Source organism: Amycolatopsis saalfeldensis (assembly GCF_900110575.1).
GTDB classification, from domain to species: Bacteria; Actinomycetota; Actinomycetes; order Mycobacteriales; family Pseudonocardiaceae; genus Amycolatopsis; species Amycolatopsis saalfeldensis.
The window spans coordinates 209,998-222,926 of record NZ_FOEF01000007.1; the positions used below are offsets into that span (position 1 = coordinate 209,998).

Here is a 12,929-nt window from a genome sequence, read left to right on the forward strand (position 1 = left end):
GGTGGTGGTGGTCACGGCTTCAGCTGTCCCGCCAGCTCGTCCAGCCGGGCCGCGGTGAGCTCGAGCCAGCGCAGGTCCGCCTCGAGGTGGAACAGGGCGTGGTCGCAGATGAGCTGGTCGGCGAGGTCCCCGTCGGTCTTGCGGGTGGTCAGCCGCCGCATCGCGCGCAGGTGCTCGGCGCGTTGCGCGTCCAGCACCTCGGTGGCGCTCCGCCCGGAGAGCAGGGCGAGGACAACCTTGGTGTACAAGGTGTTCTGCAAGTACAGCGACGGGTTTTCCGGGGTGCCGAGCCACTCGGCGACGTTGGTCACGCCGGCATCGGTGATGGCGTACCGCTTCCGGTCCGGGCCGTCCCCCGGTTCGATCCCCTTCTCCTCGACGAGCCCGTTGCGCAGCAGCCGTGACAGCGTCGAGTACACCTGCCCGTAGTGCAGCGGGCGATCTTGGCGGAAGCTCTCGTCGTAGAGCCGCTTGAGGTCGTAGCCGTACTTCGGCCCGCTCTCCAGCAGGCCGAGCAACGTGTTCGCGATGGACATGCGGAGCAGACTACACGGGGTGTATACCTCGGGTCTATACACCCCGTGCATAGCGAGGTTGAGCCTGGTCAGGGGCGCAGGAGTGCTCCTGCGTTGCGGGTGGTCTGCGCCCGCCAGCCCGCCGGCTCCAGTGCGTCGAGCCGCGCGAGCGTGCTGAGGACGACCTCCCGGGGAGTCCAGGCGTGGTCGCTGCCGTAGACCAGCCGATCGGGCGCCGCGATGGAACGCAGCGCGGTCAGCTGCGCGGCGTTCGGCGCTCCGGCGAGGTCGTAATACAGGCGCCGGAGGCTCTCGAACACGATCGGATCGGCGCCGCCGGTGACCGAGCGCAGCAGCTCGACGCGGTCGGCGACCAGCGGGAGGACGCCGCCCATGTGCGGCACGATCACCCGGAGGCCGGGAAAGCGCCGGGCGGCGCCGGAAAGGATGAAGTCGACGATGGTGCGCGCGGTGTCGAACAGGAACTCGATCATCGGCCGCGGGCGCCCGCCGTCGACGTGCTCGTGCCCTTCGGTCGAGGTGGGGTGCAGGAACAGCACGGCGCGACGGCGGTCCAGCTCGGCCAGCACCGGGGTCAGCCGGTCGTCGCCGAGGTAGGCGCCGCGGCTGTTGGTCATCAGGATCACGCCCGCGGCGCCGAGTTCGTCGAACGCGCGGGCGGCCTCGGCCAGCGCGGCGTCGGTGTCGGGCGCCGGCAGGCTGGCGAACAGGCCGAACCGGCCGGGGTGGGCCCGCACGATCTCCGCGCCCGCGTCGTTGACCTCGCGGGCCAGCTCGCGGGCCGCCGCGGCATCGCCGAAGTGCACCCCGGGCGAGGAGATCGACAGCATCGCGGTCGCGATGCCCGCCTGGTCCATGAGGTCCAGGTGCTCCCCCGCGTTCCACCGGGGCCAGTAGTCCCCGGGCATGCCGTCCGGTTCGCGGTGCCCGGCCGCGCTCGCGGCCTCGATGTAGCGGCCGGTGGTGAAATGCGCGTGCACGTCGACGAGGCCGCCCGCGAGCTCGTGCCGGTCAACCATGGTGGTGCTCCCTTCGCAGAGTTTCCAGGCGGACCCCGCCCCGCCAGACAGCGCGCAGTGACAGCGTGGCGCCGATGTCCGTCGTCGGGTCGCCGTCGACCAGGACGAGGTCGGCGCGGGCGCCGGGCCGGATGCCGCCCCGGTCGGCCAGCCCGAACCGGGCCGCGGGCACCGAGGTCGCCGCGTTGAGGGCGGCCACCGGGCTGAAACCGGCGAGCACGAGCAGGCGCAGCTCGTCGTGCAGGCTCGCGCCGTGTGCCATCCCGAAGGCGCCGAGGTGGGACGCGTCGGTGCCGGCGAGCACGTCGACTCCCGCGGCGTGCAGCGCGGCCACCGTGTCCAGCGCGTAGCGGAAATGGTGCGGCTGCTGGAAAGCCCAGCTCCGCGAGAGGTTGTCGAGCCATTCCGGCGACAGCTGGGGACGGACGCGGGCATCGGCGGCCAGGTCCGCCCCGTCGCGCCGGCCGGTGATCGACGCGAGCGTGCTCAGCGTCGGGATGACGAACATCCCGGAGTCGGCGATGCGGGTGATCAGCCCGGGGGTGTGCGGCCGGTCCACGAACAGGTGCGTGAGACCGTCGGCCCCGGCGTCCAGCGCGATCTCGGTGGCGGCGACGGTCAGCGCGTGCGCGAGCACCAGTTTCCCGCGCGCGTGGCCGGCGCGCACGACCGCGTCGACGAGGTCCGGGGTGAGGGCGGGCAGGGAGGTGCCCAGGGTGCGGCCGTCTTCGATGAGGACCTTGAGGTAGTCCGCACCCTCGGCGATACGGCCGTCGACGAACGCCTGGGCCTCGCCGGGGCCGGCGACCGTCGGCCAGTCCGGGTCGCGCTGCCGGTCGCGGAGCTGGTGCGGATGCCCGCCGGGAGTGGTGAGCCCGAACGACGAGCTGCGCACATCGGCGAGATCGGCCGCGGCCGCGACCTCGGCGCGGAGCGGGATCATGGTGCCGGGCGTGGAAGCCAGGTCGAGCTCGGTGGTGACGCCGAACGTCAGCGCCTGCCGCAGGCCCGCTTCGTCGGCGTGGGTGTGCGCGTCGATCAGCCCGGGCAGCAGCGTCGCACCTGCCCCGTCGACGATCTCGGCATCCTCGGGACGCCCGCTTCCGTCGAACACCCGGACGTCGGCCAGCACCTGCTTGCCCATGACGCGCTCCCGTATACCGATCCATATATACCGGTTCGTAGTCAAACTAGCAGAGCGGGACGCTCGCCGCCAACGGCCGCGTCAGCCCGCAGGCTCGCCGGGGCAGAATTGGTGGACAGCCTATCCGCCACTTGCTACCGTGGTAACGGAGAGGTTATCCGGCAACCCGCGGAGAATGGAGTCGGCCGTGTCCGTCACGATCAATGGGGTCGCCGCCGGCCTTCCGCCCGATCCGCGCGTCTCGTTGCTGGACTTCCTCCGGGAGCGCCTCGCGCTGACCGGCACCAAGAAGGGCTGCAACCAGGGCGGCTGCGGCGCCTGCACGGTGCTGGCGGACGGCGTGCGCATCCTGTCCTGCCTGGCACTCGCGGCGCAGTACGACGGGCGCCGGATCACCACGGTCGAAGGCCTGGCCGACGGGGGCACGCTCCACCCGCTCCAGCGGGCGTTCATCGAGCACGACGGATTCCAGTGCGGCTACTGCACACCCGGCCAGCTCTGCTCGGCGATCGGCATGGTGGCGGAGGCGGAACGCGGGGTGCCCTCCCACGTCACCGCCGGCGTCGCGGACGAAGAGGTCGTGCTCACCGCCGACGAGATCCGCGAGCGGATGAGCGGCAACCTGTGCCGCTGCGGCGCGCACAACGGCATCATCGACGCCATCGCGGCGACCTACGGCGAGGAGGCGTCGTGAAGCCCTTCACTTACGCCAGGGCCGCGGACGCCGACGAGGCGATCCGGCTGGCCGGCGCGGGCTGCGCCCGATACCTCGGCGGCGGCACCAATCTCGTCGACCTGATGCGGGAGACCATCGAGCAACCGGCGGCGCTGGTCGACGTGACCGGCCTGTCCGACACCATCGAGGTGACCGCGGACGGCGGCCTGCTGATCGGCGCCGCGGCGCGCAACACCGCCGTGGCCGAGCACCGCGCGGTGCGGACGCGATTCCCGGCGCTGACCCGGGCGATCGTCGCCGGGGCCTCGGCCCAGATCCGCAATATGGCGACGGTCGGAGGCAACATCCTGCAACGCACCCGCTGCGCCTATTTCTACGACGAGAGCGGCTCGCGCTGCAACAAGCGCCGACCAGGACAGGGCTGCGACGCCATCGGCGGCTTCAACCGGATGCACGCCATCCTCGGCGCCTCGGCGGCCTGTGCCGCCACCCATCCGTCGGACCTGTGCGTGGCATTGGCGGCCTTCGACGCGACCGTGCACCTCCGGAGCGCGGACGGCGGGCGGACGCTGCCGCTCACCGAACTGCACCGCCTCCCGGGTGACCGGCCGGAAGCCGACACCGTGCTGAAGCCCGGAGAACTCATCACCGCCGTCGAGGTGCCCGCCCTCGCCGCGCGCTCGACCTACCGGAAGGTCCGCGACCGGTCCAGCTACGCGTTCGCGCTCGTCTCGGTCGCGGCGGCGCTCAGGGTGGAGGACGGCGTGGTGGGCGACGTGCGGATCGCCCTCGGCGGAGTGGCTCCCAAGCCCTGGCGCGCCTGGACGGCCGAAGCCGCGCTCCGCGGCGGTCCGGCCACGGCGGGGCACTTCCGTGCGGCCGCCGAGGCGGAGCTGGCGGCCGCCGTCGCACTGCGGGACAACGCCTTCAAAATCGAACTCGCCCGGCGGACGATGACGGCCGTCCTGACCGGTCTCATGGGCGACCCCCGATGACGGCGGCAGGACTGGCCCCGGACGGCTGGGGCCCGGGAAGCAGGCCGGACCCGTTGATCCAGCGTGAATCCCGGTTGCTCGGCACCGCGGTGTCCCGGGTGGACGGACCGCTCAAGGTCCGGGGCGAGGCCGCCTTCGCGGCCGAGTTCCGGTTCCCCGGCATGGTGTACGCCGCCTTGGCCTTCAGCACCATCGCCAAAGGGCGTATCGCGGAACTCGACACCGCCGCGGCCGAGGCAGCGCCCGGCGTCGCCCTGGTGATGACCCACCGGAACGCGCCGAGGATCACGCCGCTGCCCGAGTGGTACACCGAAGGCAAGGCCGTGGCCGGTGACACCCTGCCGGTCATGCAGGACGACCGGGTCCACTGGAACGGCCAGCCCGTCGCCCTGGTGCTCGCCGAGACGCCGGAGCAGGCCGACCACGCCGCCTCCCTGATCCGCGCCGGCTACCGGGCCGAGCCGCCGGTCACCTCCTTCGCACAGGCCAAGGCCGCCGGACTCAGCCCGGCGCTCCACTATGGACAGCCGCTGCGGACCGAGATCGGGGACGCGGAAGCGGCGCTCGCGGCCGCGCCGGTCCGGGTCGACGAGACCTACCGGACGCCGTTCCAGAGCCACAACGCGATCGAGCCGCACGCGGTCACCCTCGCCTGGGACGGCGACGAGCTGATCGTCCACGACGCGAGCCAAGCGGTGGTCCACACCGCCTGGTCGCTCGCACACGCGTTCGGGCTGCGGCCGGAGCAGGTGCATGTCAGCTCTCCCCACGTCGGCGGCGGGTTCGGGGCCAAATGCGTGTGGTCGCACCACATCCTCGCGGCCGCGGCGGCGAAGCTGGCCGGACGGCCGGTCCGCCTCTCGCTGTCACGGGAGGGGGTCTACCGCGTGGTCGGCGGGCGCACGAACACCGAGCAGCGGGTGGCGATCGGCGCCCGGCCGGACGGCGGGTTCGACGCCATCGTCCACACCGGAGTCGTCTCCATGACTCATCACAGTCCCGTTTCCGAGGGTTTCATCGCCTCGACGGGCCACCTCTACGCCGCCGGGAGCTTCAAGCTTACGGTCGAGGCGGCCCACCTGGACATGCTCGCGCCCACCTTCATGCGGGCGCCTGGTGCCGCCGTCGGCTCGTTCGCGCTCGAGTGCGCGGTCGACGAGCTGGCCGGGCGCCTCGGCCTGGACCCGATCGAGCTCAGGATCCGCAACGAGCCGGAGACGGATCCGACCTCCGGCCTCCCCTTCTCGTCCCGGCACCTGGTGGAGGCCTTCCGCGCCGGGGCCGAGCGATTCGGGTGGGCCCGGCGCGACGCGCGGCCCGGAACCCGGCGTGAGGGCGAATGGCTGGTCGGTCTCGGCGTGGCCGCCGCATGTCACCCGTACGTCCGGCTGCCGGGCGGCTCGGCGCGGATCACGCTGACCGCGGCCGGGCGGGCGACCGTCGACGTGGCGGCGCACGAGATGGGCATGGGCACCGAGACCACCACCGCGATGGTCGCCGCCGAACGGCTCGGCCTCGGACTGGACCAGGTGCGGGTCCGCTACGGCGACTCGCGGCTGCCGGGGTCCATCATGGCCGGCGGCGCCCAGCAGACGGCCGTGATCGGCGCGTCGATCGCCGCCGCCCAGCGCGAGCTGGTGGCCGGGCTGCTCAAGCTGGCCGGCCACGATTCCCCGCTCGCCGGGCTGGGACCCGAGCAGGTCGGCGGCTTCGACGGCGGGCTCGGCCGGCTCGACGAGCCGAGCCGGTTCGAGAGCTACGCGTCCATTTTGGACAAGGCCGGCCTCCCCCAGCTCTCGGTGGAGGCGTCCGCGCCGCCGTCGCTCGAACTCGCGCACTGGTCCATGCACTCCTACGGCGCGGTGTTCTGCGAAGCGCGGGTCAACGCCGTCACGGGCGAGCCCCGGGTCAGCCGGCTCCTCGGCTCCTTCGACTGCGGCCGGATCCTGAACGCCAAGACCGCGGCGAGCCAGTTCCGCGGCGGGATGATCATGGGACTCGGCCTCGCCCTGACGGAGCAGACGCAGTTCGACGAGCGCACCGGCCGCATCATGAACCCGAGCCTGTCCGAGTACCACCTGCCAGTGCACGCGGACGTCCCGGAAATCGAAGTGATGTGGAGCGAGCTGCCCGACCCGCACGCGCCGATGGGCGCGCACGGCGTCGGCGAGATCGGCATCACCGGAGTCGGCGCGGCGGTGGCCAACGCCGTCTGCAACGCCACCGGAAAGCGCATTCGCGATTTGCCGATCACCCTGGACAAGGTCTGGGGACTCCCGTAATCTGACTGCACCGCCGTCCGACAATCCCCGATAATGGACGGATAAGGCGGTCTCGAGTGAATGTTTCGAAGAAACTGTTACGGGCAGGGCTGGTCGTCCTCGCGGTGACCGCGCTCGCGTCGACCGGGGCCACCGCCTCGGCCAGTCCGGGCGCCACCTTCAACGTGCGCGACTACGGTGCCAAGGGCAACGGCTCCGCCGACGATTCCGCGGCCTTCGACAAAGCGGTCACCGCTGCGTCCGCGGCGGGCGGCGGCATCGTGGGAGTCCCTTCCGGGACCTACGAATCCGCGCACACGGTGCACCTCAAGAGCCACGTGACCATCCAGCTGGACGCCGGCTCGACCGTCACCGGCGCCGCCGGGAACGCCTACGACCAGGCCGAACCCAACCCGTACGACCAGTACCAGGACTACGGCCACAGCCACTTCCACGACGCCATGTTCACCGGCGACGGGCTCACCGGGATCGGGTTCACCGGCTCCGGCACCATCGACGGCGGCGGGCACCTGATCACCGGCAACCCGAAATCCGGGCAGGCCGACAAGATCCTCTCGCTCACCCGCTGCTCCGGGCTCACGCTTTCCGGCATCACCCTCAAGCGCGGCGGGCACTTCGCCGCGCTGATCAACGGCTGCACGGGCGTGACCTCGGACAATCTGACCATCGCGACCTCGGGCGACCGCGACGGCTGGAACATCATCAGCACCACCGGCGTCACGATCACCAATCCGCACATCAGCTCGAACGACGACGCGCTCGTCTTCAAGAGCGACTACGCACTGGGCAAGAAGCTGCCGAACGGAAACGTCAAGGTGACCGGCGGGCAGCTCCAGGCGAATTGCTGCAACGCGCTGATGTTCGGCTCGGAGACCTGCGGTGATTTCACCGGGTATTCATTTTCCGGCATCACCATCACCGGGGCGCACAAATCCGGCATCGGCATCGTCTCGATGGACGGGGCGAAGATCTCCGACGTGCATTACCGCGACATCACCATGTCCGGCACCTATTCCCCGGTGATGATGAAGATCGGCACCCGGAAACGCTGCGGCGGCAATCCCGGGGTCGGCTCGATCAGCGGCATCACCTTCGACCACGTCACCGGCAGCTACACCGGAAGCGGCTCGTTCTCCCCGACGCTCTGGGGTGCCGACGCCTCGCACGAGGTGCACGACGTGACCTTCACTGACGTCAACCTCACCGTGCCCGGCGGCAACGGCACCATGTCCACCGGCGTGCCGGGCAACAACGCCACCGACTACAACCCGAACAGCATCGGCACCCGCCCGTCGTACGGCTGGTACCTGCACTACACCGACGGCATCACCTTCACCGGCAGCTCCGTCGAGTTCGGCAAGGACGACGGGCGCCCGGCCGCGATCGTCAACCACAGCTCGGGCATCACCTTCCGCGACCTGACTGTCCAAAAAGGCGCGAAGAGCCCGTTCGACATCGGCTTCCAGTCGGTGAAGGGCTACTGCCTCTCGGGCAAGACCAGCTCGGGCGGCGACCTCCGGGTGCAGGCGACGGGCTCCTCCGCCACCTGCTGAACGCGCATCGGGCCCCTTCCCGCGGTGGGAAGGGGCCCGATGCGTTCCGGTGGCTCAGCGGTGCTGCGTGGTGAACTGCTCGTTCATGATCAGGAACGCGCCGAGGCCGTGGAAGTCGTTGGTGAGCCGCTTGCGCCCGTAGTAGAAGTCGAGGTCGCCGACGTTGGTGCCCTCGCAGATGTCGGACAGCACGGTGAGCCCGTCCGAGCCGACCGAGATCTTCTGCAGCACCCCGGCGTAACCGCGCTGCGCGACCGCGCTGTAGGAAGCGGGCAGGTAGCCGCGCTGGACCCCGCGGGAAAGGGTGAAGGCGTACATCGAAGACGCGGAGGTCTCCAGCCAGTTCTTGCTGTCGCTCCCGCGGTCCACGACCTGGTACCAGCGGCCGGTGCGCTGGTCCTGGTAACGGCGGTAGCCGTCGGCCAGGAACCGGACGATGCCGATCAGGTCGGCGCGGCGCGGGTGGTTCGCCGGCAGCACCTCGAGGATGTCGATCGCGGCCATGCCGAACCAGCCGATCGCCCGGGCCCAGTGGTAGGACGAATGCTTGCCCGGCCCGGTGGCCCACGGCTGGGTGCCGCTCTCGTCGTAGGCGTGGTAGAGCAGGCCCTTCGCCGGTTCCTTCAGGTGGGAGAAGTAGACGTCCAGGTTTTTCGCCGACTCGTCGAAGCTGTACTGCGGATCCTGGAAGACCTTGCCGTACAGCGCGAGGAACGGCTGTGCCATGTAGACGCCGTCGCCCCACAGCTGGTGCTCGCGGCTGAGCGCGTGCCACATGCCGCCGTCGCTCGTGCGCGGGTAGCTTTCGAAGCGCTTGCGCAGCTGGCCGGCCGCCTTCTGGTACTTGGCCTGGCCGGTCTCGGTGTACAGCAGCGGGAGCATCTGGCACGCCCGCATCGAGTCCAGGCTGGTGAAGCTGTTCGAGATGCCGCCTTCGGTGATGAAGCGGTCGTACCAGGCGATGACGTAGTCGAGGTACTTGCGCTCGCGGGTGCGCTGGTAGAACAGGTACTGTCCGTAGAAGTACAGGCCGAGCGGATAACTCCAGCCGCCGATCGACGCCGGGGTGTAGCGCTTCATCGTGGAATCGATGACCGCGCGGGACCAGTCCTTCGGGGCGGCCCCTGGCCTGTCGGACACTGACCTGTCGGACACTGGCTTGTCGAGCGCTGACCCGCCGGCCGCCCAGGCCGCGGCGCCGGGCAGCGCGAGGGCGCCTGCCACTCCCGCCGCACCGGCCAGTACCGATCTCCGGGACACGGCCCCGGGAAACTCGGGCATGAGGTTGTCCTTTCCAGTGGGTGAACGGGAAAAGGCGGCCGGGATGCCGATCCGCCGTCCGTCGGCATCCCGGCCGGATCAGGGGCGCCCGCGCCGGGAGCGGGCCGCCGCCCTCCCCCGAGAGGTCTACTCCCCCGCCGAACAGCCCGTCAAGAGTCATCGGATGTCTTGTCTCATATATGAGATACTTTTGCTCGCTCGTTCCGCCATCGGAAGGAATCTTTACGAACACCGCGGGAATTCCCCGCCGAAGGCTGGCGGAGGGCGGCCGCGGGCTTTTAAGGTGGCGCGGTCCGGCCCGGGACCGGATGTCCCGCCCCATGGTGCATCACCGGCAAGGTTAGTGAGGTTCCCGCATGAACGAGCCCGTCGAGACGTGGACAGCGCCCGACTTCGTCGAGTACGAGACCCCGATGGAGGTCACCGCCTACGCGGCCCGGATGGAGTGACCCGCCGGGGCGGGGCCCGGCTCGCCGGGTCCCGTCCCCTCGGAAACCGTACCGCTCAGCGAGAACCGGAGGCCGCGAATGTCCACTGTGCACCCGATGATGAGCCCGGCGGAGTTCACCGCCGCGTTACGCGGCCTTTCGCCTCGCTATTGGGGGACGCACCCGTTCCACCAGCGGATGCACGCCGGTGAGCTGAACGAGCACGAGCTGAAACTCTGGGCGGCCAACCGCTGGTACTACCAGTGTGTGCTGCCGCGGAAGGACGCGGCCATCATCAGCAACTGCCCGGTGCCGGAAATCCGGCGCCAGTGGCTCGACCGGATCGTCTACCACGACGGGCCCGCCGAAGGGGAAGGCGGCATCGAACGCTGGCTGCATTTGTGCGCCGCGGTCGGCCTGACCCGCGAGGAGGTCGTCGACGAGCGGCACGTCGCCCCCGGCGTCCGGTTCGCGGTCGACGCGTACGTCACCTTCGCCCGCACCAGACCGTGGGTGGAGGCGATCGCGTCCGGGCTCACCGAGATGTTCGCAGGGCACCTGATGCAGCGGCGGGTGACCGACGTGCTGGCCGGTTACCCCTGGATCGCCCGCGACGACCTGGCCTACTTCACCAACCGGATCGACAAGGTCTCCGGCGAGGGCCGGGACACCCTGGACATCGTCGTGCGCCACTGCGTGGACCGGGAGCAGCAGGAGAAAGCGCTTTCCGCGCTGTCGTTCAAATGCGACGTCCTGTGGTCGATGCTGGACGCCGTCGAGCGCGCCGCGGCGAAGGAGTGAGCCGATGGAGACCATCACCGCCGCGTCCGTGCCGCGCCTGCGCGCCGGCGTGCGACTGGCTTTCGACGAAGTGCGCGGGATCCACGTGCTGTTGTTCCCCGAAGGCGTGCTGGTGCCGAACACGACCGCGACCGCGGTACTCCAGCTGTGTGACGGCACGAGCCCAGTGGCGGAGATCGTGACCAAGCTGGGAAAGCGCTTCCTCGGCGTACGAGAGGCGGACGTCGTGGACATACTGGGCCGGTTCGGGCAGAGGCGGGTAGTGGCATGGACCTGACCGACGACGTGGCGGCGCCCTTGGGACTGCTGGCCGAGCTGACCCACCGGTGCCCGCTGCACTGCGCGTACTGCTCGAATCCGCTGGAGCTGGCAGCCCGGGACGAGGAGATGTCCACGGCCGAGTGGCTGGAAGCGCTTTCTCAGGCGCGAGCGCTCGGCGTGCTGCAGGTCCACCTCTCCGGCGGCGAACCGCTCGCCCGCCCGGATCTGCCGCGGCTGGTCGGGCACGCCAGCGATCTCGGCTGTTACGTCAACCTGGTCACCTCCGGGCTCGGCCTGACCGAGGCGCGCCTGCGCGACCTGGCCGGGCGGGGGCTGGCGCACGTGCAGCTTTCGGCCCAGGCCGCGACCCGCGAGCGCGCGAACCGGCTGGCCGGGGCGAAGGCGTTCGACCGGAAGCTGGCCGCGGCCGCGCTGGTCAAGGCGGCCGGGCTGCCGCTGACCGTGAACGTGGTGCTGCACCGGCAGAATCACGACGAGCTGGCCGGGATCATCGAACTGGCCGAAACCCTCGGCGCGGACCGGCTCGAACTGGCCAATACCCAGTACTACGGCTGGGCGCTGCGCAACCGCGAAGCGCTGATGCCGACCCGTGCACAGCTCGACGCGGCCGAGCCGGTGGTGCGCGCGGCGATCGAACGGCTCCGCGGCACGATGGAGATCATCTACGTCGTCGCCGACTACTACGAGCCGTTCCCGAAGCCTTGTATGCACGGCTGGGGCGCGCGTCAGCTCACCATCGCCCCCGACGGCACGGTGCTGCCGTGCCCGGCGGCCACCGCGATCACCACCCTCACCCTCGACAACGTCCGCGACACCCCGCTGGCCGACATCTGGTACCACTCCCCGTCGTTCACCGCCTACCGCGGCGAAGAGTGGATGAGCGAGACCTGCCGTAGCTGCGACCGGCGCGGCACCGACTTCGGCGGCTGCCGGTGCCAGGCGTTCCAGCTGACCGGCGACGCCGCCAATACCGACCCGGTCTGCTCCCGCTCACCGCACCGCGGCCTCGTCGACCTCGTCCTCGACGCGCCCGCCACGCCCGAACTGGTCATGCGGGGTCCCGCCCGATGAAGGTGATCCTGCTCGGCACCGCGGCCGGCGGTGGCTTCCCCCAGTGGAACTGCGCCTGCCGCCACTGCACTTCGACGGCCCCGGCCCGGACCCAGGACAGCGTCGCCTTCAGCGCGGACGGGCGCGCCTGGCACCTGCTCAACGCCTCGCCCGACATCCGCGCGCAGATCCTGGCCACCCCCGCGCTGCGCGCCGGACCCGGGCCCCGGGAAACGCCGTTGCGCAGCGTCCTGCTCACCGACGCCGAACTCGACCACACCCTCGGCCTGCTCATGCTCCGTGAAGCGGACGGCCTCACCGTGCACGCGCCCGAAGCGGCGCTGCACGCGCTGACGAACCATTTCCCCGCCCGCACCGTCATCGACGGCTACCACACCTGGAACTGGCTGCCCGCAGCCGAAATCACGCTCGACGGACTCCGGGTCAGCTTCCTCCCGGTCAGCCGCAAACAGCCCAAGTACGCCCGGGACTCCCCCCATCCCGGCCCGTGGGTCATCGCCTACCGCGTCCACGACCCGGCGACCGGCGGCACCCTCGTCTACGCGCCGTGCCTGCGCACCTGGCCGCTCGGCTTCGACGCCTTCACCCGGGACGCCTCCCTCGTGCTGCTCGACGGCACCTTCCACAGCCCCGCCGAGTTCACCCGGGCCACCGCGCATCCGGACCGAAGCGCGCAACAGGCGATGGGGCACCTCCCGATCACCACCACGCTGCCCACCCTCACCGAACCGGGCCCACGCTGGGCCTACACCCACCTCAACAACACCAACCCCGCCGTCGACCCGTCCGGTCCGGAGCACCAGGCGATCCTCGACGCCGGGGCCGAACTGCCGGGGGACGGAACCGAATTCACCCTCTGAC

General features: G+C 70.8%; 13 protein-coding genes. 9 read left to right on the forward strand and 4 right to left on the reverse strand.

Annotated features, from left to right (window positions below; translation table 11 throughout):
- Positions 1-11: 11 nt before the first annotated feature.
- From BMY97_RS18390 to BMY97_RS18400, 3 genes are all read right to left on the reverse strand, one after another.
- The gene (locus tag BMY97_RS18390; RefSeq protein ID WP_091618087.1) at positions 12-536 is read right to left on the reverse strand and encodes a PadR family transcriptional regulator; all 525 of its coding nucleotides are present in this window, start codon (positions 534-536) and stop codon (positions 12-14) included.
- Between the two features lie 68 nt (positions 537-604).
- Positions 605-1,555 carry an amidohydrolase family protein gene (locus BMY97_RS18395; protein ID WP_091618088.1) on the reverse strand — a complete coding sequence of 317 codons (951 nt, stop codon included), beginning with the start codon at positions 1,553-1,555 and terminating at the stop codon, positions 605-607.
- Entirely contained in the window at positions 1,548-2,699 is a 1,152-nt protein-coding gene (locus BMY97_RS18400) for an amidohydrolase family protein (protein ID WP_091618089.1), read from the reverse strand. The genes BMY97_RS18395 and BMY97_RS18400 overlap by 8 nt, the downstream gene beginning before the upstream one ends.
- Before the next feature lie 175 nt (positions 2,700-2,874).
- Between BMY97_RS18400 and BMY97_RS18405 the strand changes: the two genes are divergently transcribed.
- The 4 genes from BMY97_RS18405 to BMY97_RS18420 are packed head-to-tail and all read left to right on the forward strand — an operon-like array spanning position 2,875 to position 8,205.
- Entirely contained in the window at positions 2,875-3,393 is a 519-nt protein-coding gene (locus BMY97_RS18405) for a 2Fe-2S iron-sulfur cluster-binding protein (protein ID WP_218156807.1), read from the forward strand.
- The gene (locus BMY97_RS18410) at positions 3,390-4,370 is read left to right on the forward strand and encodes an FAD binding domain-containing protein (protein ID WP_091618091.1); all 981 of its coding nucleotides are present in this window, start codon (positions 3,390-3,392) and stop codon (positions 4,368-4,370) included. The genes BMY97_RS18405 and BMY97_RS18410 overlap by 4 nt, the downstream gene beginning before the upstream one ends.
- The gene (locus BMY97_RS18415) at positions 4,367-6,652 is read left to right on the forward strand and encodes a xanthine dehydrogenase family protein molybdopterin-binding subunit (protein ID WP_091618092.1); all 2,286 of its coding nucleotides are present in this window, start codon (positions 4,367-4,369) and stop codon (positions 6,650-6,652) included. The genes BMY97_RS18410 and BMY97_RS18415 overlap by 4 nt, the downstream gene beginning before the upstream one ends.
- Positions 6,653-6,708: 56 nt before the next feature.
- The gene (locus BMY97_RS18420; RefSeq protein WP_245787375.1) at positions 6,709-8,205 is read left to right on the forward strand and encodes a glycoside hydrolase family 28 protein; all 1,497 of its coding nucleotides are present in this window, start codon (positions 6,709-6,711) and stop codon (positions 8,203-8,205) included.
- Positions 8,206-8,259: 54 nt separating this feature from the next.
- Here the strand turns inward: BMY97_RS18420 and BMY97_RS18425 are convergent, their stop codons facing one another.
- The gene (locus tag BMY97_RS18425) at positions 8,260-9,486 is read right to left on the reverse strand and encodes a glycoside hydrolase family 88/105 protein (RefSeq protein WP_091618093.1); all 1,227 of its coding nucleotides are present in this window, start codon (positions 9,484-9,486) and stop codon (positions 8,260-8,262) included.
- 356 nt (positions 9,487-9,842) lie between these two features.
- On the opposite strand from BMY97_RS18425, the gene pqqA reads away from it, so the two are divergent.
- From pqqA to pqqB, 5 genes are all read left to right on the forward strand, one after another.
- Positions 9,843-9,935: a pyrroloquinoline quinone precursor peptide PqqA gene (pqqA, locus tag BMY97_RS18430; protein ID WP_091618094.1), complete on the forward strand. Its 93-nt coding sequence runs from the start codon at positions 9,843-9,845 to the stop codon at positions 9,933-9,935.
- Positions 9,936-10,013: 78 nt separating this feature from the next.
- Complete coding sequence (gene pqqC / locus BMY97_RS18435) at positions 10,014-10,715, forward strand: pyrroloquinoline-quinone synthase PqqC (RefSeq protein ID WP_091618095.1); 702 nt, start codon at positions 10,014-10,016, stop codon at positions 10,713-10,715.
- Between the two features lie 4 nt (positions 10,716-10,719).
- Positions 10,720-10,992 carry a pyrroloquinoline quinone biosynthesis peptide chaperone PqqD gene (pqqD, locus tag BMY97_RS18440; RefSeq protein WP_091618096.1) on the forward strand — a complete coding sequence of 91 codons (273 nt, stop codon included), beginning with the start codon at positions 10,720-10,722 and terminating at the stop codon, positions 10,990-10,992.
- The gene (pqqE, locus tag BMY97_RS18445; protein ID WP_091618097.1) at positions 10,983-12,068 is read left to right on the forward strand and encodes a pyrroloquinoline quinone biosynthesis protein PqqE; all 1,086 of its coding nucleotides are present in this window, start codon (positions 10,983-10,985) and stop codon (positions 12,066-12,068) included. Before pqqD ends, pqqE begins: the two co-directional genes overlap by 10 nt.
- Positions 12,065-12,928: a pyrroloquinoline quinone biosynthesis protein PqqB gene (pqqB, locus tag BMY97_RS18450; RefSeq protein ID WP_091618098.1), complete on the forward strand. Its 864-nt coding sequence runs from the start codon at positions 12,065-12,067 to the stop codon at positions 12,926-12,928. Before pqqE ends, pqqB begins: the two co-directional genes overlap by 4 nt.
- Position 12,929 lies beyond the last annotated feature (1 nt).

What these genes read in the sequence shown, in the direction of transcription:
- BMY97_RS18390 (WP_091618087.1), bottom strand. Translation starts at nt 536, where the DNA reads ATGTCCATCGCGAACACGTTGCTCGGCCTGCTGGAGAGCGGGCCGAAG.
- BMY97_RS18395 (WP_091618088.1), bottom strand. Translation starts at nt 1,555, where the DNA reads ATGGTTGACCGGCACGAGCTCGCGGGCGGCCTCGTCGACGTGCACGCG.
- BMY97_RS18400 (WP_091618089.1), bottom strand. Translation starts at nt 2,699, where the DNA reads ATGGGCAAGCAGGTGCTGGCCGACGTCCGGGTGTTCGACGGAAGCGGG.
- BMY97_RS18405 (WP_218156807.1), top strand. Translation starts at nt 2,875, where the DNA reads ATGGAGTCGGCCGTGTCCGTCACGATCAATGGGGTCGCCGCCGGCCTT.
- BMY97_RS18415 (WP_091618092.1), top strand. Translation starts at nt 4,367, where the DNA reads ATGACGGCGGCAGGACTGGCCCCGGACGGCTGGGGCCCGGGAAGCAGG.
- BMY97_RS18425 (WP_091618093.1), bottom strand. Translation starts at nt 9,486, where the DNA reads ATGCCCGAGTTTCCCGGGGCCGTGTCCCGGAGATCGGTACTGGCCGGT.
- pqqA (WP_091618094.1), top strand. Translation starts at nt 9,843, where the DNA reads ATGAACGAGCCCGTCGAGACGTGGACAGCGCCCGACTTCGTCGAGTAC.
- pqqC (WP_091618095.1), top strand. Translation starts at nt 10,014, where the DNA reads ATGTCCACTGTGCACCCGATGATGAGCCCGGCGGAGTTCACCGCCGCG.
- pqqD (WP_091618096.1), top strand. Translation starts at nt 10,720, where the DNA reads ATGGAGACCATCACCGCCGCGTCCGTGCCGCGCCTGCGCGCCGGCGTG.
- pqqE (WP_091618097.1), top strand. Translation starts at nt 10,983, where the DNA reads ATGGACCTGACCGACGACGTGGCGGCGCCCTTGGGACTGCTGGCCGAG.
- pqqB (WP_091618098.1), top strand. Translation starts at nt 12,065, where the DNA reads ATGAAGGTGATCCTGCTCGGCACCGCGGCCGGCGGTGGCTTCCCCCAG.